This is a genomic window from Dictyoglomus sp. NZ13-RE01 (assembly GCA_002878375.1).
In the GTDB taxonomy this organism is placed as follows: domain Bacteria; phylum Dictyoglomota; class Dictyoglomia; order Dictyoglomales; family Dictyoglomaceae; genus NZ13-RE01.
Genome location: NIRF01000016.1, coordinates 14,653 through 32,555 on the forward strand (window position 1 = coordinate 14,653; position 17,903 = coordinate 32,555).

At 33.8% G+C, this 17,903-nt stretch carries 20 protein-coding genes; 1 reads left to right on the plus strand and 19 read right to left on the minus strand.

The genetic code is table 11. The features are described from left to right. Positions 1-13: 13 nt before the first annotated feature. The 15 genes from CBR30_08690 to CBR30_08760 all read right to left on the minus strand — a co-directional run bounded on the left by CBR30_08690 (position 14) and on the right by CBR30_08760 (position 12,998). Positions 14-205 (minus strand): 50S ribosomal protein L32, encoded by a 192-nt coding sequence (locus CBR30_08690; GenBank protein ID PMQ00906.1) that lies wholly within the window; start codon positions 203-205, stop codon positions 14-16. 3 nt (positions 206-208) lie between these two features. Continuing rightward, positions 209-745: a hypothetical protein gene (locus tag CBR30_08695; protein PMQ00907.1), complete on the minus strand. Its 537-nt coding sequence runs from the start codon at positions 743-745 to the stop codon at positions 209-211. A gap of 14 nt (positions 746-759) precedes the next feature. Next, positions 760-1,965, minus strand: a complete 1,206-nt coding sequence (locus CBR30_08700) for an acetate kinase (GenBank protein ID PMQ00908.1) — start codon at positions 1,963-1,965, stop codon at positions 760-762. A gap of 94 nt (positions 1,966-2,059) precedes the next feature. Continuing rightward, on the minus strand, positions 2,060-2,701 hold the full coding sequence (locus CBR30_08705; protein PMQ00909.1) for an acetoin utilization protein AcuB: 642 nt from the start codon (positions 2,699-2,701) through the stop codon (positions 2,060-2,062). Positions 2,702-2,705: 4 nt separating this feature from the next. Next, positions 2,706-3,410 (minus strand): ABC transporter ATP-binding protein, encoded by a 705-nt coding sequence (locus tag CBR30_08710; protein PMQ00910.1) that lies wholly within the window; start codon positions 3,408-3,410, stop codon positions 2,706-2,708. Beyond that, positions 3,397-4,170 (minus strand): ABC transporter ATP-binding protein, encoded by a 774-nt coding sequence (locus CBR30_08715; protein PMQ00925.1) that lies wholly within the window; start codon positions 4,168-4,170, stop codon positions 3,397-3,399. The genes CBR30_08710 and CBR30_08715 overlap by 14 nt, the downstream gene beginning before the upstream one ends. 2 nt (positions 4,171-4,172) lie before the next feature. Further along, positions 4,173-5,156, minus strand: coding sequence for a branched-chain amino acid ABC transporter permease (locus tag CBR30_08720; protein PMQ00911.1), 984 nt, complete (start codon positions 5,154-5,156; stop codon positions 4,173-4,175). Further along, positions 5,156-6,034: a branched-chain amino acid ABC transporter permease gene (locus CBR30_08725; GenBank protein PMQ00912.1), complete on the minus strand. Its 879-nt coding sequence runs from the start codon at positions 6,032-6,034 to the stop codon at positions 5,156-5,158. The genes CBR30_08720 and CBR30_08725 overlap by 1 nt, the downstream gene beginning before the upstream one ends. Positions 6,035-6,113: 79 nt before the next feature. Then, on the minus strand, positions 6,114-7,244 hold the full coding sequence (locus tag CBR30_08730; GenBank protein PMQ00913.1) for an ethanolamine utilization protein EutJ: 1,131 nt from the start codon (positions 7,242-7,244) through the stop codon (positions 6,114-6,116). 106 nt (positions 7,245-7,350) lie between these two features. Continuing rightward, the gene (locus tag CBR30_08735) at positions 7,351-8,652 is read right to left on the minus strand and encodes an asparagine--tRNA ligase (protein ID PMQ00914.1); all 1,302 of its coding nucleotides are present in this window, start codon (positions 8,650-8,652) and stop codon (positions 7,351-7,353) included. Between the two features lie 13 nt (positions 8,653-8,665). Beyond that, on the minus strand, positions 8,666-9,940 hold the full coding sequence (locus tag CBR30_08740; protein PMQ00915.1) for an N-ethylammeline chlorohydrolase: 1,275 nt from the start codon (positions 9,938-9,940) through the stop codon (positions 8,666-8,668). Beyond that, the gene (mtnA, locus tag CBR30_08745; protein PMQ00916.1) at positions 9,937-10,971 is read right to left on the minus strand and encodes an S-methyl-5-thioribose-1-phosphate isomerase; all 1,035 of its coding nucleotides are present in this window, start codon (positions 10,969-10,971) and stop codon (positions 9,937-9,939) included. Before mtnA ends, CBR30_08740 begins: the two co-directional genes overlap by 4 nt. 3 nt (positions 10,972-10,974) lie before the next feature. Beyond that, positions 10,975-11,760: an S-methyl-5'-thioadenosine phosphorylase gene (mtnP, locus tag CBR30_08750; protein ID PMQ00917.1), complete on the minus strand. Its 786-nt coding sequence runs from the start codon at positions 11,758-11,760 to the stop codon at positions 10,975-10,977. Then, positions 11,761-12,498 carry a hypothetical protein gene (locus tag CBR30_08755; protein PMQ00918.1) on the minus strand — a complete coding sequence of 246 codons (738 nt, stop codon included), beginning with the start codon at positions 12,496-12,498 and terminating at the stop codon, positions 11,761-11,763. A gap of 122 nt (positions 12,499-12,620) precedes the next feature. Further along, the gene (locus tag CBR30_08760) at positions 12,621-12,998 is read right to left on the minus strand and encodes a hypothetical protein (protein ID PMQ00919.1); all 378 of its coding nucleotides are present in this window, start codon (positions 12,996-12,998) and stop codon (positions 12,621-12,623) included. A gap of 83 nt (positions 12,999-13,081) precedes the next feature. Between CBR30_08760 and CBR30_08765 the strand changes: the two genes are divergently transcribed. After that, a complete protein-coding gene (locus tag CBR30_08765; GenBank protein ID PMQ00920.1) occupies positions 13,082-13,651 on the plus strand; it encodes an orotate phosphoribosyltransferase in 570 nt (189 codons plus the stop codon). Here CBR30_08765 and CBR30_08770 read toward each other — a convergent pair. The 4 genes from CBR30_08770 to CBR30_08785 form a co-directional block, all read right to left on the minus strand. Beyond that, the gene (locus CBR30_08770; protein PMQ00921.1) at positions 13,644-14,801 is read right to left on the minus strand and encodes an MFS transporter; all 1,158 of its coding nucleotides are present in this window, start codon (positions 14,799-14,801) and stop codon (positions 13,644-13,646) included. The genes CBR30_08765 and CBR30_08770 overlap by 8 nt on opposite strands. A gap of 8 nt (positions 14,802-14,809) precedes the next feature. Continuing rightward, entirely contained in the window at positions 14,810-16,384 is a 1,575-nt protein-coding gene (locus tag CBR30_08775) for a lysine--tRNA ligase (protein ID PMQ00922.1), read from the minus strand. Continuing rightward, entirely contained in the window at positions 16,378-17,592 is a 1,215-nt protein-coding gene (locus CBR30_08780; protein ID PMQ00923.1) for an S-adenosylmethionine synthetase, read from the minus strand. The genes CBR30_08775 and CBR30_08780 overlap by 7 nt, the downstream gene beginning before the upstream one ends. Before the next feature lie 110 nt (positions 17,593-17,702). Then, positions 17,703-17,897 carry a hypothetical protein gene (locus tag CBR30_08785; GenBank protein ID PMQ00924.1) on the minus strand — a complete coding sequence of 65 codons (195 nt, stop codon included), beginning with the start codon at positions 17,895-17,897 and terminating at the stop codon, positions 17,703-17,705. Between the last annotated feature and the right edge of the window lie 6 nt (positions 17,898-17,903).

The window sequence follows — 17,903 nt, forward strand, 5'->3', positions numbered from 1 at the left end:
TTTTATACCCTATCTATTTTTCTTCTTTCTCTTCCACTTCAACTATACTTCTTCCTTTATAATAGCCACAGAAGGGACAAACCCTGTGAGGTAAAATCAATTTATGACAATGCCCACATTCCACCAAAGATACACCATGAAGCTTATACCTTACCCATCTTCTGTCCCTTCTTGTAGTTGATAATTTTTTCTTAGGAAGTCCCATTTGTTATTTCCCTCCTTTTTTTAATATTTTCGTTAGTGGTTCCCATCTTGGATCTACATTTATTTCTCCTACATGTTCACATGGTCCTAAATTCAAATCGTGCCCACACACAGGACAAAGTCCTTTACAATCTGGCTTGCAAAGAGGCTTTATTGGAATAGAAATACGTACATTATCTTCTACTAAAGGATCCAAATCGAGAATCTCTTTTTCCAATACAAATTTAAAATCTTCCTCTGTTAACTCAACCTCTGCTTCGGAAGGAGAAATATTTCTCAATATAGGTAAATCCCATAAATAAACTTCTTCTACATCCACATCAATATTATAGGTAAACTCTTTCAGACATCTACTGCACGTTAGCTCTACTTGACCAGTAATCTTACCTTTTATTAAAACTTCCCTTCCCAAATTTGTTAGTAATAAATCAATATGAAGAGGATTTTCAAATTCCATATCTTCAAAATGCGGAAGAAAATCCTCCTTTATTGCCATCTTCTTACCAACTTCTGAATGTAGGTCCGCAAGAAAAATTTGCATTATACCACCTTCTTTTATCCCTTTATTTTCTTTAAAATTCTAACAGTTTCTCTTGCTATCATTAGTTCCTCATTAGTAGGTACCACCCAAACTTCTACCTTAGAATCATCCGTACTTATCCTTCTCTCCTCTCCTTTAAATTCATTTGCTTGTAAATCTATTTTTATTCCTAAATGTTCCATATCTGTACAAACCATTCTTCTTACAATAGGCGATCTCTCACCAATACCTGCAGTAAAAACTAAAGCATCAAGTCCTCCTAAGATTGCAAAGTAAGCTCCAATATATTTTTTAATCCTATAAACATAAACTTCTAAAGCAAGTTGAGCCTTTTCATTACCTTTTTCTGCCTCATCTTCTAAATCCCTAAAATCACTGCTTATTCCGGAAAGTCCCCAAACACCACTCTTTTTATTCAAGATCTCATCCATTTCTTTTGGAGAATACCCTTCTCTTTCCATAATTTTTAAAGGAATAGCAGGATCAATATCACCACATCTTGTTCCCATCACTAATCCTTCTAAGGGAGTATATCCCATGCTTGTATCTATGCATTTACCATTTTTAATTGCAGCAATGCTGGCGCCATTCCCTAAATGACAAGAAATAATTTTTAATTCTTCATAATTCCTATTCATAAGCTCTGAAACTCTTTTTGATACATACCAATGGGAAGTACCATGAAATCCATATCTTCTAATTTTATATTTCTCATACCATTCATAAGGTAGAGCGTACAAGTAGGCTCTTTTTGGCATTGTCTGATGAAATGCTGTATCAAAAACTGCAACCTGAGGAATATTAGGAACTATACTCTTGCAAGCATCTATTCCCTGAACTTGATAAGGATTGTGGAGAGGAGCAAGTTCCTCACATTCCTTAATAGCCTTATAAGACTCCTCATCTATATAGGCAGACTCTACAAATTTCTCACCACCATGAACTACGCGATGTCCAATAGCATCAAGCTCATTTAGAGAGCTCAACACCCCGTTTTCACCATCAACCAATAAATTCAATATAACCTCAATAGCTTTTTTATGAGTTTGCAAATTTTCATTAAAAACCTTTTTATCTCCATTTAATTTTTGATGGACAACCCTTGATCCATCTAAACCAATCCTCTCTGCAAGCCCCTTTGCTAACACTTGTTCATTTTCCATATTAAAAACCTGATATTTTACTGAAGAGCTTCCACAATTGAGCACTAGAACTTTCATTGTTCTACCTCCTAATTTTTTCTTAGAAAAATTTCCACGTAATTATACTATGGAATATATATGCAAACAAGTAAACAAAAAAAAGAATGAGAAATTAGAATTTTCTTATATGCTCCACAGGAATATTATGACTTCTAAAAAGCTCATTAATAGTCACTAAATCATCACTTTGTACACGGACAACTAAATATCCGTAATCTTCACTATCCGAAGGGAAAGTTACTAAACTTAGTATATTTATTCCCTTCTCCCATAAAATATTTACTATTTTTGCAATCTCCCCAGGCACATTTTTAATCCTTAGTGTATACCTTAATCCCTTCTCTCCAGCCCCCAACATATCAATGAAAGCCTTAAAAAGGTCTGTTTCGGTTATTATGCCTACTACCTCTCCCTTCTCTAATACTGGAAGAGCACTTATTTTATTTTCTCTCATAATCAATGCCGCCTCTTCAATAGGTGCATCAGCGTCTATAGTTATAGGATTGGGTGTCATAACATCCTTCACTTTCAGTTGTTCTAACAAATAATTTAACTCAAAAATACTTAAGGAGGTTGCCTGTGAAGGAGAAGCAGACCTTAAGTCCCTTTCCGTAACTATACCCACAAGCTTCCCTTTTTCTATCACCAATAATCTCCTTACTTGGAATCTCTGCATGGTTTTCCATGCTTCCAATATGGAGGTATTAGGAGAAACAAAAATTGGATTTTTTGTCATTCTCATTCTAACTAACATAAATTTACCCTCCCAGATATGCCTTTCGAATCTCCTCGTTTTTAGATACAATCTCTGTTGGTCCGGACATAATTATTCTTCCAGTTTCCAAAACATAAACCCGATGAGCTATTTGAAAAGCCATATTTGCATTTTGCTCCACTAAAAGTAATGTCTTCCCTTCGTTATTTATCTCTTTTAAAACCTTAAAAATTTCTTGTACAAGTAGAGGGGCAAGTCCCATTGATGGTTCATCCAGTAAGAGCAATCTTGCATCTGACATTAAGGCACGACCGATTGCAAGCATCTGTTGTTCCCCTCCACTTAATGTTCCTGCCAATTGTTTAGATCTTTCTTTCAGTCTTGGGAAAAGAGAAAAAACAAACTCCAAATTTTTCTTTATTTTGTTTCTATCATTGCAAAGATAAGCACCTAACTCGAGATTTTCAAAAACAGTTAAATTTGCAAAAACCCTTCTTCCCTCAGGAACATGTGCAATGCCAAGACCTGCAACTTTATGAGGAGGAAGCTTCTTTAAATTTATTTCATAAAAATAAATGTCACCCCTTGCAATAGGGACCAAACGAGAAATTGCCCTTAAAGTAGTTGACTTTCCAGCACCATTTGCCCCTATTAGAGAGACTATCTCTCCTTCTTTGACTTCAAAATCTATTCCTTGTAAGGCTCTAATTCCCCCATAGTAAACATGAAGATCTTTAACTGATAACACTTTCTTCCTCCTTACCCAAATAAGCCTCAATAACTCTTGGATTATTTTTTATTTCCTCAGGAGTTCCTTCTGCAATCTTCATACCATAGTCAAGGACAATGATTCTTTCACAAATCCCCATAACTACATCCATATGGTGTTCAATAAGGATAATAGTCAAATTGAACTTATCTCTTATCTGTAGAATAAGATTTGCTAATTCTTTTGACTCATGAGGATTCATGCCTGCAGCCGGCTCATCTAAAAGTAAAAGAGTTGGATTCGTTGCCATAGCTCTTGCAATTTCCAATCTTCTCTGATCACCATAAGGTAAGTTTTGGGATATTTCGTCCTTTCTATCATAAAGGTGGAAAAACTTTAGAAGTTCAATTGCTTTTTCCTCTTGCTCTTCCTCTGCCTTATATACCTTTTTATTTCTAAGTATAACATCAAAAACACTGGCATTATATACTTTATGCATAGCTATTTTTACATTATCAAGAACAGAAAGCTGTTTAAAGAGGCGTGGATTTTGAAAAGTTCTGGCAATCCCCAAGCGAGTAATCTGATAAGGCTTTAAATTTTCTATATTTTTTCCTTTAAAAATTATCTCACCATGCAAGGGGGAATAAAAGCCTGTAATTAGATTAAAAACTGTAGTTTTTCCTGCACCATTGGGACCTATAATTCCCAATATCTCATTTTCTTCTACATGAAAATCCAACTCTGAAACTGCCATTAATCCGCCAAAGGCACAAGATAAATTTTTCACCTCTAACACTTTCATGATCTATCCACCTTTGGATTTATAAATCTTTTGAAGATTGACAAAGATATTTCCCTGCCCCCTAAAAGCCCTTGAGGTCTAAGGAGCATAAGAAGAATGAGAATAATAGAATAAATCACTAATCTAAGATATGTAAATCCTCTTAAGGCTTCTGGTAGAATGGTTAATATAAATGCCCCCAATATTGCTCCAGAGATACTTCCTAAACCCCCAAGAACAATCATGAGTAAAACTTCAACGGACCTAAAGAAGGTGAAGCTACTAGGATGAAGCATCATTAAATAATGAGCGAAAAGTCCACCCGCGATTCCTGCAAAGAATGCACCAATTACAAAAGCCAAAACCTTATAAAAAGTAGTGTTAATTCCCATGGTTTCAGAAGCTATCTCGTCTTCTCTTATTGAAATAATAGCTCTCCCATGAGAGGAGTTTATTAAATTCCTTATAACTAAATAACAAACAATAAACCAGAAAATGATCCATGATAGATTAGTCCTTTGAGGTATCCCAGGAAAACCACGTGGTCCACCTACAACATCCAAGTTTAAAATTGCAACCCTTACTATCTCTCCAAAACCTAATGTTGCAATTGCAAGATAATCTCCCCTAAGTCTCAATGTAGGAATACCAACCAAAAGTCCTAAAATTCCAGCTACCAATCCTCCTACCAAAAGGAAAATAAAAAATTCAACGATTTGAGCAACATTTGTTGGTAGAAAATTGAGAAAAGCAAGAAGTTTTTCTCCTTGGTAAACACTTAAAGCAGCACTAAAATAACCTCCAACGGCCATGAAACCTGCGTGTCCAATAGAAAATTGTCCTGCAAAACCATTTATCAAATTAAGACTCATTGCAAGAATACTATTAATCCCAAAGAATATCAATAATTGATAATAATAGGGATTAATTCCTTGGGCTTGAGTGCCAAGCAAAATCAAAAAAATGCTTATTATTAATGTAATCAAATAATTCCTTCTCATTATACCTTTTCCCTCATATACTTTCCTAATATTCCTGATGGTCTAACTAATAATATTAATATGAGAACAATAAAAGCGACAGCATCCCTTATTGTAGAAGATATAAAGGCGGAAACTAAAACTTCTGCAATTCCAAGAATATATCCACCAATCATTGCTCCTGGAATTATCCCAATTCCCCCAAGAACTGCAGCCACAAAAGCCTTTAACCCAGGCATTACACCCATATATGGTTCTATTTTGTTGAAATACAATCCTACTAAGACTCCTCCTGCTGCAGCAAGGGATGAACCAATTGCAAAGGTCAAAGCTATTATTTTATCTATGTCGATACCCATCATTAAAGCAGTCTCTTTATCAAAAGAGACCGCTCTCATAGCTTTACCTACTTTGGTCTTTAAAACTATAAACTGCAATATAAACATAAGAAAAACAGAAACAGCGATAATAATAATCTGCCTATTAGTAAAAACTATGTTTCCTACAAAATAAACTTCCACAGGAATTTTTTGAGGAAAGGGTCTCGGAGATGCTCCCACCCATAAAACCATAAGATTTTCTAAAAGAAATGAAACTCCTATAGCAGTGATCAAAAGTGATATCCTTGGAGCTAATCTTAATGGTCTATAGGCAAATCTTTCAATTAATATTCCTAATATGGCGGATCCAGCCATTGCAAAGATAAGTCCCATAGGGAAAGATAAATTCCAATATCCCAAAGCAAAGTAACCCAAAAAGGCGCCTACCATGTATATATCCCCGTGGGCAAAGTTTATCAACCTCAAAATACCATAAACCATGGTATAGCCCAAAGCAATTAGGGCATATATACTTCCTAAGGATAGTCCATTTATTATTTGCTGTAATATATTCTCCATATTCCTTTACCTTTCCAATTAATCTTCTTTTATAATTTACCAAAAATTTAGGAGGGGGTAAACCCCCTCCTAAAAAATTTTATGGTTTTACAGTTGCTTTATATACCTGTTTTCCACCTTTAATCTCAATGATCACAGCACTCTTTATAGGATTTCTATTTTTATCAAAGACCATTGATCCAGTTACTCCAGTAAATATCTTTGTTCTTGCTAATGCATCTCTAATCTTGGTAGGATCAGTGCTTTGTGCTCTCTTAATAGCATCCACTAATAACATAGCAGCATCATAAGAAAGAGCAGCTAAAGCATCTGGAGTTTCTTTAAATCTCTCCTTATAATTCTTTACGAATAATTTAACCTTAGGATCTGTGGATTCGGGACTATAATGGTTACTAAAGACACAACCTTCTGCTGCTTTTCCTGCTGTCTCAACCAACTTAGGAGAATCCCATCCATCTCCACCACCAAAAGGAACAGTAATGCCAAGTTCTCTTGCTTGAAGTAAAATAGGTCCAATATCTGAATAATATCCAGGTAGATAGACAAATTCAGGATTTGCTGCTTTAATCTTTGTTAACTGAGCCCTAAAATCAGAATCTCCCTCAGAGTAATATTCTTCTGCTACAATTTTACCACCAAGCTTTGTAAAGGATTCCTTAAAGAATTGAGCCAAGCCTTTACTGTAATCACTGGTTACTGCCACAAACATTGCAGCAGTTTTCTTATTCATATTTTTATAAACATAATTTGCCATAACAGTACCTTGGAAATCATCAATGAAGCAAGCTCTAAATATGTAATCTCCAACTAAGGTAACCTTAGGATTTGTAGATGTAGGTGTAATCATAATAACCTTTGCCGCTTGACAAATAGGAGCAAGAACTAAACTCATAGAACTTGCAACTTCCCCAATAATAGCTATTACCTTATCTCTTTCAATAAGTTTCTTTGCTGCATTAGCTACTTCCTCTGCTTTATACTGATCATCCTCTAAGATTAACTCTATTTTTTGTCCCAAAACTCCACCCTTTGCATTTACCTCATCAAAAGCCATCTTTACACCATTAGCAGAAGAGATTCCGAAGGTAGCAATGGGACCTGTAATAGGGAATATAGCGCCAACCTTAATAGTTCCAGCAGCCTGAATAGGTAACATCAATAATGAGAGAAGGAGAGCAATTGAAAAAACAACTCTCAGTAAGCCTTTCATCTGATCACCTCCAAAAATTTTTTAATAAAAAAAGGGATGTCCTGCTATACAGAACATCCCTGTTCTTATTTTCTGAAGTATATATTTATTGTCTTATAATGTCAAGTTAAGGATAAATCCTATAAATTTGTCTTGCAAAGGGAATAGCTTCTCTTACATGTTTTAAGCCACAAATCCATGCTACAGTCCTCTCAATACCAAGTCCAAAACCAGAATGAGGCACAGATCCATATCTTCGTAGGTCTATATACCATTCCAAAGGCTCCCTTTGAAGATTATATTCTTTTATTTTCTCTTCAAGTAAATTCAGATCGTGGATTCTCTGGCTTCCCCCAATGATTTCTCCGTATCCTTCTGGAGCAAGCATATCATCGTTTAAAACCTCTTCAGGGTTATCAGGATCAGGTTGCATGTAAAAAGCCTTTATACGTGCAGGATAATGATGTACGAAAACAGGTTTATCAAACTCCTGAGAAATTACTGTCTCCTCATCACCCCCAAAATCATCTCCATAACTGGCTGGCACGCCTTTCCTATTCAAAAGTTCTATAGCCTCTTTATATGTGATCCTTGGAAAAGGTGGAACTATTTTCTCTAATGGTTTAATATCTCTTTCTAAGATTTCTAATTCCTTGCTTCTTTTATCCAAGACTCTTTGGACAATATAGCTCACTAATTCCTCTTGCAATCTCATATTATCTTCCCAATCCCAATAAGCCATTTCAGGCTCTACCATCCAAAACTCTGTTAAGTGCCTCCTTGTCTTAGATTTTTCAGCTCTAAAAGCAGGTCCAAAACAGTATACCTTACCCAAAGCCATACATGCAGCTTCCATGTATAACTGTCCACTTTGAGACAAATAAGCCTTTCCTAAATCGAAATAATCTAATTCAAAAAGAGTAGTCGTTCCCTCACATGAGGAGGGAGTCAAAATAGGAGCATCCACTAAAACAAATCCTCTACTATCTAAAAAATCTCTAATTGCTTTTATTATTTCACTTCTTATTCTCAAAATTGCTTGCTGTTTTCGTGATCTTAACCATAAATGTCTATTTTCCATTAAAAATTCTATGGAATGCTCTTTTTTCTGTATAGGATAATCGTAGGCAGGAGAAACCAAATTGACTTCTTTTAAATGTATTTCAAAGCCTCCAGGTGCCCTCTTCTCCTCTCTTAATTTTCCTCTCACAATAATGGAAGATTCTAAAGGTATTTTCTCTATCCTCTCTAAATCCTCCTTTGAAAAACTATTTAAATCCGCAATACCCTGAAGATATCCTGTGCCATCTCTAATTATCAAAAAAACCACTTTTCCACTGGATCTTTTATTAAATAACCAACCTCTGATCTCAACATCCTCAATATTCAATTTTGGAATATCCTCAATATAAACCCATTTATATTCCATGTTTTTCCTCCTCTCAACGTCTTACTAAATCAAAAGCTCTCTTTTCAGCCTCATACATTATTCTTTCCTCATCTAATACTTTTACTTCTTTTCCTTCCATAAGTATCCTTCCATCAACTATAACTGTATCCACATCTTGAGAATTTGCAGAATAAACCAAATGAGATATTAAATTAAATCTGGGATAAAAATGAGGCTTATTGAGGTCTACTAATATCAAATCCGCTTTTTTACCCACATCAATCACACCACTGTTATTAAATCCAATGATTTTCATACCGTTTTCTGTTGCCAAAGAAAGAGCAACATGTGAAGGAACAACAGTTGGATCTTTCTTATAACCTTTATGGAGTAAAGCAGATAATCGCATCTCTTCCCACATATCGAGATTGTTATTACTTGAAGCTCCATCAGTACCTAAACCAACCAATACATTCTTTTCTAACATTTCGCTTATAGGTGCAATACCAGAGGCCAATTTTAAGTTACTTTGAGGATTATGTACAACCCCAACATGATTTTGAGCTAAGATTTCTATTTCTTCATTATCTACATATACACAATGAGCTGCAATAACCCTTGCCTTAAAAAGTCCAACCTTTTCCATCAACCTAATAGGAGTTTCTCCATATTTTTCTTTAATTTCAATAACTTCACCATAGGTTTCAGATAAATGTGTATGAATCATTAAATCATAAGCCAAAGCTTTATCTACAACCTTTTCTAAAAATTGAGGAGGACAAGTATAAGGAGCATGAGGAGCTAAACTAACCAAAATCCTTCCATTAGCTTTTTTATTCCATCTTTTTGCAAAATCAAGAGATTCCTTAAGTTTTTCATCAGGATTTCCAAAGGTAGCTATCATTCCTATAGAGAGATTTGCTTTTAATCCGCTCATTTCAACAACTTCAGCCACTCTGTCCATAAAGAAGTACATATCCGAAAAGGCAATAGTACCAGTCTTTATCATTTCTAAGGCTCCTAAAAGACTACCCCAATAAACATCCTCTTCATTCAATTTAGCCTCATTTGGCCATATTTTAGTTTCCAACCATTCCTTAAGTGGTAGATCATCTGCAAAACCTCTAAAGATGGTCATTGCCAAGTGCGTATGGGCATTAACCAAACCTGGCATAGCCAACTTTTTATCTCCATCAATAACATATTCATATTCTTTCGGGGATTCCTTTCCGATATACTCTATCAAGTCATCATTAATTAGCATATTTACATTTTCTAATACTTTATCCTTCTGAAGCAAAGAGACATTCTTAATTAAAATCCTCATTGATCTTCCTCCTTAAACCTTTCAATATTCTCCCTAAAGGGAGGAAGTATAATTCCCTTTTCAGTTATAATAGCAGAGATAAGATCATTTGGAGTTACATCAAAAGCTGGATTAATAGCATTAATCCCTTCTGGAGCAATCCTCTTACCTGCTACAGATAAGACTTCCTCAGGATCTCTTTCCTCAATTACAATATCACTTCCCTTTTCTAATTTAAAATCAAAAGAGGAAAGAGGTGCAGCAACATAAAAAGGAATATTATGATGTTTTGCAAGCACTGCCAATGTATATGTACCTATCTTATTAGCAGTATCACCATTTAACGTAATTCTATCCGCTCCAACAATTACTAAATCAATCATTCCTTTAGACATTAAGTATCCAGCCATATTATCTGTAATTAAAGTGGCAGGAATATTTTCCATTGCAAGCTCCCATCCTGTCAATCTACTACCCTGCAAAAGGGGTCGTGTTTCTGTAAAATAAACCATATTTATATCTCTTCTTCTGTACCATACTTCTTTTATAATACCTAATGCTGTACCTAAGCCAATTGTAGCAAGACTTCCTGTATTACAATGAGTTAAAATATTAGCTTTTGGAGGAACTAAATCTGCACCATAATTTGCAATAGCTTGTGATCTCTCCCTCTCTTCCTCTTCTATTTTTTTAGCTTCTTCAAGAAGCAGTAGCTTAAGATCTGTAGAGGACTTATTCCTATTTTTTAAGACAATCTCTCCTTGGCGCTTTAAAACCACAAATAAATTCACAGCAGTAGGTCTTGACAACGCAAATTCACTTATAACATTCTGAATATAATCTGGCAAATTGTAGCCTGTATATTTTATAGCAGCAAGAGCAACACCATAAGCAGCTGCAACTCCAATAGCAGGTGCCCCTCTTATCTTTAACTTTTTTATAGCATCAATCACTTGCTGATATTTCTGACAGTTTATCCACTCTTCTTTCCAAGGCAATTTTGACTGATCTAAAATGTAAAGAGAATTATTCTTCCATTCAATGATCTTCATTTTTTATCCCTTTCCTTTATACTCCTTTAAAGCATCTTTACAAATGCAATTTCTTTCCTTTGGTATTTTAGGAATTACACTCATAAAAAGTTTTCTTACTTTTTCAATATTTTGTGACATAACTGTTAAGACTTCTTCATGGGTCAAAGGATTTTTTGATATGCCTGCTGCATAATTTGTAACAAGAGAAACCACTGCATAACACATTTCAAGTTCTCTTGCCAAAATTACTTCAGGAACATTTGTCATACCAACCACATCTCCAAAATTTGCAAACATTCTTATTTCTGCAGGAGTTTCAAATCTTGGACCCTCTGTACATATATATGTCCCATAAGGATATATATTTAGATTTAACTCTTTCCCTGTCTCAATAAGTAACTTTCTAAGTTCAGGACAATAAGGTTCAGTATAGTCAATATGAATGACTTTACCATCTTGTCCATCATAATACGTATATTCCCTATTCTTAGTAAAATCAATAAACTGATCTATAACTACTAATCCTCCAGGCTCAAGATTCATTTTTAAACTTCCAACAGCAGTTGTTGCCAATATTCTTTCAACTCCCAAGGATTTTAATGCCCATAAATTTGCTTTGTAATTTATTTTATGAGGAGGCACAGAATGAGAAACCCCATGTCTTGCCAAGAAAGCAACTTCCTCTCCCATATATATTCCCTTCACAACTTTTGCTTGTCCATATGGTGTATCAATAACCAATTCTTCTGGTTTTTCTAAAAATTTGGGATCATAAACCCCAGTACCGCCAATTATTGCTATTCTCATCTATTTCACCTCTACCCTCAAAATTTTTCTAAAATAATTCCAGAGCCAATCTACAAAATCATTGAATAAATCATTTATGGTAGGAATCCTATTCGCCCTCATCCATATGCTGTACCAATAACTTGCAACATCTAATGTTGCTTTATCAATCTGCTTCTGAGTTAACTTACTTACCTTGACAAAGCCATTACCTTTTAGATAAGCGGTTTCTATATCTTTATAATAATTATGGGCATCTAATACACTCCTATAAATATAGCGGGTTGGCTGTGAAATATAAATTAATCTATCTGCCCTATTAGGTACAATTTGTTCTGCGTCTTTTTCATATTTACTATGAAATCCCTTTTCTTGAGAACTTGATGACGTATGTAAAGGCTGATTTAAGTCAGCTATGTAATGAGAAAAAACTCCCAATTCAAAAGCTACAAGCCTCCAAGGTCTTTTCTCTCTAATGAGTTCTATAATATAAAAATACTTTTCTCTTACTTTATCTAAACCTTTCCCTTTTCCAGTTTCAACCTCATAAATATGATTTTGAAAATCCCTATATACCCTATCTGGAGCTATAGAGCCCTCTAAAATTTCATTTTTATATGGAATTATACGATTTTTAAAATCTCTTGGCAAAGAATCTAAAGCTTTTTCAACAATTCTTTGATGAGTCTTACCACTCCATCCTAATATAGGAGATAAGAACAATAAAAGAAACAAAAATAATAAAATATACCTACGCATCAAAAACAACTCCTTAGAATAGAAATTATTAAAAAAAGCTAACTAACTTAGTATTATTAACATAAAAAGAGAAAATAGTAAAGGGTTATTAACAGTCTTTTAGGACTTTATATTATAGAATTTTAAATAAAGGTTGAGATCAAAGCACCTTTAGTTTCATCTATCAATTTTATTGCGTTTAAAATTAGAGTCTCAGTATTTATAGTAATATTTTTATCTATTTTAACTGATGTATCCGAGTATATAAAACTAAAATCTGAATTATTCATAAGCCTATAAAAAGCTGATTCTCCTCTTTCATTCATGTATTCTACTTCTATCATATTACCATTTTTTAGAAAAATGCTTCCTATTATATCATCATTATTTTTTACCATTAAAACTCCTGTTCTTCTTTGGATGGAAAGAAAATTTAAAAAGGTTAAAAGTTCTTCTCTATCCATGCTTCCCTCAATATTCATATCCACCACCCAAACTTTTTTTGTTATTATTATATCCATTACAAAATAGTTTGACTGTGATTTAAATCACATTTCAAAGTATAAGTTATAATATATAAAAATTAATGAGAAGGAGAGGAAAAATGAACTGGTTAGAAATCTTTAAAGAAAAAGGAGCATTCTTGGAAGGTCATTTCTTATTATCCTCTGGACTTCATAGTCCTAACTATCTTCAGTGTGCTCTTATACTTCAATACCCAGAATTAGCAGAGATTATAGCAAAAGAGATAGCAAATAAAATTCCAAAAGATGTTAAAATAGACACTGTTATAGGTCCTGCATTAGGTGGAATTGTTATTGCCTACGAATTAGCAAGAGCTTTAAAAGCAAGAGGCATATTTGCGGAAAGAGAAAATGGTAAAATGACATTAAGAAGAGGCTTTAGAATATTTCCAAAAGAAAATGTACTTATCTGTGAAGACGTTATCACAACAGGAGGGTCTGCCTTAGAAGTTGCAGAATTAGTAAAAGAATTTGGAGGAAATATTGTTGGATTTGCATGTATTGTAGATAGAAGTGGCGGAAAAGTAAATTTTGAAAAAGATTTATATTCCCTTATTAGTCTTAGCTTAGAGACCTATAAACCTGAAGAATGTCCATTATGTAAGAAGAATATTCCCATAGTAAAACCTGGGAGCAAAAACATTAAGTAGATATCAAAGACTCTTTTAAAGACAAAAATGCAATAATTGTAGAGACAAGAGATATAAATGAAAGAAAAAGATACATTCCCGGCAAACCTAAGATATCTGCAGATACTCCTGCGATAAAGGGACCAAGAGTAGATGATAAAGCTGTGGTCATACTTAATATTCCTTGGGCTGTTCCTCTTTCTTCAGGTGATACAAGATCATTCATATAAACTATAGGTATAGTACCAATTACAGCAAAGGTCACACTATGCATTAATTGGATTAATATCACATGATAAGAATTTTTAGCTAAAGAATATAAAAATAAACGTAAAGGAAGAGCTAATGAAGATAGTAAAAGAATAGGTTTTCTTCCAATTTTATCAGATAAGATTCCCCATAAAATCATAAAAGGAATTTCTGATAATGCACTTGCTGAATAAGCAAAGCTAATATATCTATCTGTACCACCTAAATACTTTATTAACAGATTCACATTAGAAGAGGCTCCTACAAGAGCCGTATAATAGAAAAGATAAAAAATAAGAAAACTTCTCACTTCTGGTCTAAGTAAAAGCTTATTTATGTCTTTTAAACTTAACCTTTGAATGCTAACTTTTACCTTAGGTTCTCTTATCCCAGAAATAGTTATAATTCCTAAAATGTAAATCCCAGAAAGTAGGGGAAAAATAATATTGGGCTTAGTAAGAATAGGATAAATAGCTATTATAAGCATGAGAATTAAAAAACCAAGACTCCCCCAAATCCTTGTACTTGCATAGTCTTTACCAAATCTCTCACTTAGTGAGAGATCTAATACCAATATATTTGAGGATGTTAAAACCGCATTTATACAAATTCCAATTATAGGATATAGTATTAAAAAGTGGTAATAATTTTCAATTTTAGGAAATAGGAATAAGTATATAAAACCTAATATAGAAAGACCTAAAATTATAAAGGGTTTTCTTTTTCCAATTTTATCCGATAAATAACCAATTAAGACCTGAAAAATAGCACCTACAAGTGAAGAGATCGCAGATAAGATTCCAATCATTCCTACAGAAAAGCCTTTATCTTTTAAATAGACAGGAATAAAGGAAAATACAAAGGTCCAAGCAGAATAAAATATAAAGAAGAAGAGCCTTATTAATAACTTGTTTCTTCTCATAGAAATTATTATGAAAGGGCGGATTCTTCCAACCTATTTACTACAAAATCCTTTGGCAAAGATACCAAAAAATAACCTGCTCTTGGACCTGAATTTTGATTCAAGAAAGATAAATATATTAATTGAAAAGCTCTTTTTCCATCTATCTCAAAACTTTTGGCAAGCTCATATATATGGGTCTGCAGTTCTTCCCCATCCCATTCCTTAGATTTTATACTTTCAGCTAAACTTTTTAAAAAGGCTTTTTCTTTAGGAGAAAAAGTCTTAGTTATTTCTGGAAGATTCTCTTGGAGCTTAAATTTAACCTGATCTGGAGCAAACTTCTTTAACCAATTATCCACATATTCAACCATCTTTAGTATCTGATCAAAATTTTTTAATTCTTTTTCATAACCACTCCTAACAAGCATATCCTTTAGCATCTCTTTATTACCTAAGGATATCTGAGTAAGAGTAATTAAATGCCTTAAAGGAACCTGGGGTCCTGGTTCTTTTGGAATGTTATCAGGTTGGGACATTTCATAAATTCTTGCTATTTCCTTCCAATCTTCTTCTGTTCCCTCTAAATGAAAGTATATCCTTTCTATCTTCTCATATTCTTCTGCAAGCAAAATGTAGCCATTAACCGGATCAAAATCAATATGCTTATCAGGTTTATATCGAAGAATTAAAAATCTTATCCATGAAGGAGGCATTATCTCCAACATCTCATTTATAGAAATAGCTATACCCTTAGAAGAAGACATAGCTCCCTTTCCTTTGAGGTAGATCCATTCGTATACAAAAGGATATGGAGGGTCATAATTAAAAATGTCTTTGGCTATAACTTTTCCAGTATCATAAGACCCCCCTGCTGTGGCATGATCCTTTCCAAAAGGCTCTACTGTAACGCCAAAGATTTTCCATCTTCCTGGCCAGTCCAATCTCCAAGGAAGCTTTGCTTCCCCTTTACTATAGTCCGCAACCCCCACATGTCCACATTTGCATTGATACTCTACTTGATGCTTACTAATATCAAAAGATATTATTTTTGTTGTATTTAATCTTCCACATTTCTCACATTTAGGTAAAAGTGGTACAAAGTCTTTTTCTAAATTTCTCCCAGCAATTTCATTTAAAATCTGAGTAATTCTTTCATTATTTTCTAAAGTTTTATCTATTATCTCGGTATATAATCCCTTTTTATAAGCCTCATGTGCTTTTATTACTTCTACTCTAATACCCAACTTCCTAATAGCCTCTAAGAATGGCTCAAGGAAATGTTCTGCATAGCTTGAATGACATCCTAAAGGATCTGGAATTTCAGATATTGGTTTTCCTACATGCTCCGCATAGCTTTCTGGTAAAAAGGGATATACTTTTCTCAAAGGATCAAAAGTATCCGCTATATAAATAAATCTAACTGAAGAGCCATGTTCTCTCAAAGCTCTTGCTATAGCATCTCCAGTAAGTATCTCCCTCAAATTTCCTAAATGAATTGGACCTGAGGGAGTAATCCCTGTAGCTACAGTATTATTTTTTCCTTTTATTTTAATAATCTCTTCAGCAACCAGATCCGCCCAATGAGGAGTTTTCTCTACCATACAGAATATTTCCCCTTTGCAAGATCATTACAGAAGTTTTCAATATTTTCTAATTCCTCATTTATAATATCCTCCACTTGCTTTGAAACATCATAAATAGAAACACCATTTTGAAGAATCAACTGGGCTGTTGCTATTTTGGGTTGATCTATAGGTACACCAATTTGGCTACATAGCCAAACATAAACTTCACGAATCCCAGGTACATTATTATAAATTTCATTTGCAATTTTATGAGTTAAGATATTATAAATCTTTCCAACATGGCTTACAGGATTCTTTCCCGCCGCAGCTTCTGTTCCCATAGGTCTATTTAATGCAATCACACCATTTACCCTATTCCCTCTTCCCACTTGTCCAGAGTCTGCATCCTCAGCAGATGTACCAAGAACACTTATATACATACCATCAAGTCCTCTATCCGGATCATCTAATGTATTAATATCCACAATAACCTTTTCAAAAGGTTCATTTCTATTTTCTATAAACTTCTCAATCTCGTGTTTAATTATCTCTTTTTTCTCAAAATAATCTTTAACGCTATTTATAAATCTATCAATAAAAGGCATTGCTATTGTTAATTGTAAGACTTTTCTTTGTCTAAATCCCATTATTTTAATATCTTCTCCAACTTCTGGATGGATATTTTTAAATTCTGGTGAATTTAAATACCTTTCCAAATCTATAACCAATCTTTCAGTAGGAGTTAATGGTGCATATCCAACAGCAGCTGATGTATCATTTGCAGGTAATAGTCCTTTCCTTCTCCTAAAAATATCTGTTAGCTCTGGAGACCCTGGCTTCAATTCTACCTGAAATTTTATATGTTTATCTGGGTCTATAAATCTTAGATTTTTTCTTATCCAATCTTTAGCAGTCTCTATTGCTATTTCCTCCACAGGAATTTTTATACCATCAACCTCAGATGTTGCTCTATCCCCTATTACTAACAACATTGGTTTTAGGACTCTTCCTCCAACTCCAAGCCTTCTTTCTACTTCACCAGCAACCAATAAACTCTTATCTATATTATGATGTAATATATTTCCTACTCTCTTTATATATTCTTGTGATAAATTGACTGAAATCTGATCCATTATGGCATCACATATAGAATCTGGATGCCCTACTCCCTTTCTCTCTACAAGTTCTACTCCATGTTCCTCCACTGGCAATGAATTTAATTTTTCTACAAAAATGTTTCTCATTTTTCCTCTATCCTCCTTACTCCAATTTTTTCTTTCTATAAAAACTCAAAAAAGGATATCACATGTTAGTATTAATTACAAGAACCTTTATCACTGATCTGTAATCATTTTTAATCACCCCCAATCATAAGCACAATTCTTCCTTTCTTGCTTATCTTTAACCTCAATCTTAATATCTCAATTATTCTTAAGGCAAAATTTATGAAGCTTATTATTCCTCTCTTTAATTCCTCTTTTAATAACTTTATTCTATGCTCTCCCTTCTCTATTTTTGATGTTAAGTAAATAACTAACAATGCTCCCATAAATAC

What these genes read in the sequence shown, in the direction of transcription:
- CBR30_08775 (PMQ00922.1), bottom strand. Translation starts at nt 16,384, where the DNA reads ATGGTAGAGAAAACTCCTCATTGGGCGGATCTGGTTGCTGAAGAGATT.
- CBR30_08700 (PMQ00908.1), bottom strand. Translation starts at nt 1,965, where the DNA reads ATGAAAGTTCTAGTGCTCAATTGTGGAAGCTCTTCAGTAAAATATCAG.
- CBR30_08760 (PMQ00919.1), bottom strand. Translation starts at nt 12,998, where the DNA reads ATGGATATAATAATAACAAAAAAAGTTTGGGTGGTGGATATGAATATT.
- CBR30_08695 (PMQ00907.1), bottom strand. Translation starts at nt 745, where the DNA reads ATGCAAATTTTTCTTGCGGACCTACATTCAGAAGTTGGTAAGAAGATG.
- CBR30_08785 (PMQ00924.1), bottom strand. Translation starts at nt 17,897, where the DNA reads ATGGGAGCATTGTTAGTTATTTACTTAACATCAAAAATAGAGAAGGGA.
- CBR30_08740 (PMQ00915.1), bottom strand. Translation starts at nt 9,940, where the DNA reads ATGAGGATTTTAATTAAGAATGTCTCTTTGCTTCAGAAGGATAAAGTA.
- CBR30_08770 (PMQ00921.1), bottom strand. Translation starts at nt 14,801, where the DNA reads ATGAGAAGAAACAAGTTATTAATAAGGCTCTTCTTCTTTATATTTTAT.
- CBR30_08765 (PMQ00920.1), top strand. Translation starts at nt 13,082, where the DNA reads ATGAACTGGTTAGAAATCTTTAAAGAAAAAGGAGCATTCTTGGAAGGT.
- CBR30_08780 (PMQ00923.1), bottom strand. Translation starts at nt 17,592, where the DNA reads ATGAGAAACATTTTTGTAGAAAAATTAAATTCATTGCCAGTGGAGGAA.
- mtnP (PMQ00917.1), bottom strand. Translation starts at nt 11,760, where the DNA reads ATGAGAATAGCAATAATTGGCGGTACTGGGGTTTATGATCCCAAATTT.
- CBR30_08735 (PMQ00914.1), bottom strand. Translation starts at nt 8,652, where the DNA reads ATGGAATATAAATGGGTTTATATTGAGGATATTCCAAAATTGAATATT.
- mtnA (PMQ00916.1), bottom strand. Translation starts at nt 10,971, where the DNA reads ATGAAGATCATTGAATGGAAGAATAATTCTCTTTACATTTTAGATCAG.
- CBR30_08755 (PMQ00918.1), bottom strand. Translation starts at nt 12,498, where the DNA reads ATGCGTAGGTATATTTTATTATTTTTGTTTCTTTTATTGTTCTTATCT.
- CBR30_08730 (PMQ00913.1), bottom strand. Translation starts at nt 7,244, where the DNA reads ATGAAAGGCTTACTGAGAGTTGTTTTTTCAATTGCTCTCCTTCTCTCA.
- CBR30_08690 (PMQ00906.1), bottom strand. Translation starts at nt 205, where the DNA reads ATGGGACTTCCTAAGAAAAAATTATCAACTACAAGAAGGGACAGAAGA.
- CBR30_08720 (PMQ00911.1), bottom strand. Translation starts at nt 5,156, where the DNA reads ATGAGAAGGAATTATTTGATTACATTAATAATAAGCATTTTTTTGATT.
- CBR30_08725 (PMQ00912.1), bottom strand. Translation starts at nt 6,034, where the DNA reads ATGGAGAATATATTACAGCAAATAATAAATGGACTATCCTTAGGAAGT.
- CBR30_08705 (PMQ00909.1), bottom strand. Translation starts at nt 2,701, where the DNA reads ATGTTAGTTAGAATGAGAATGACAAAAAATCCAATTTTTGTTTCTCCT.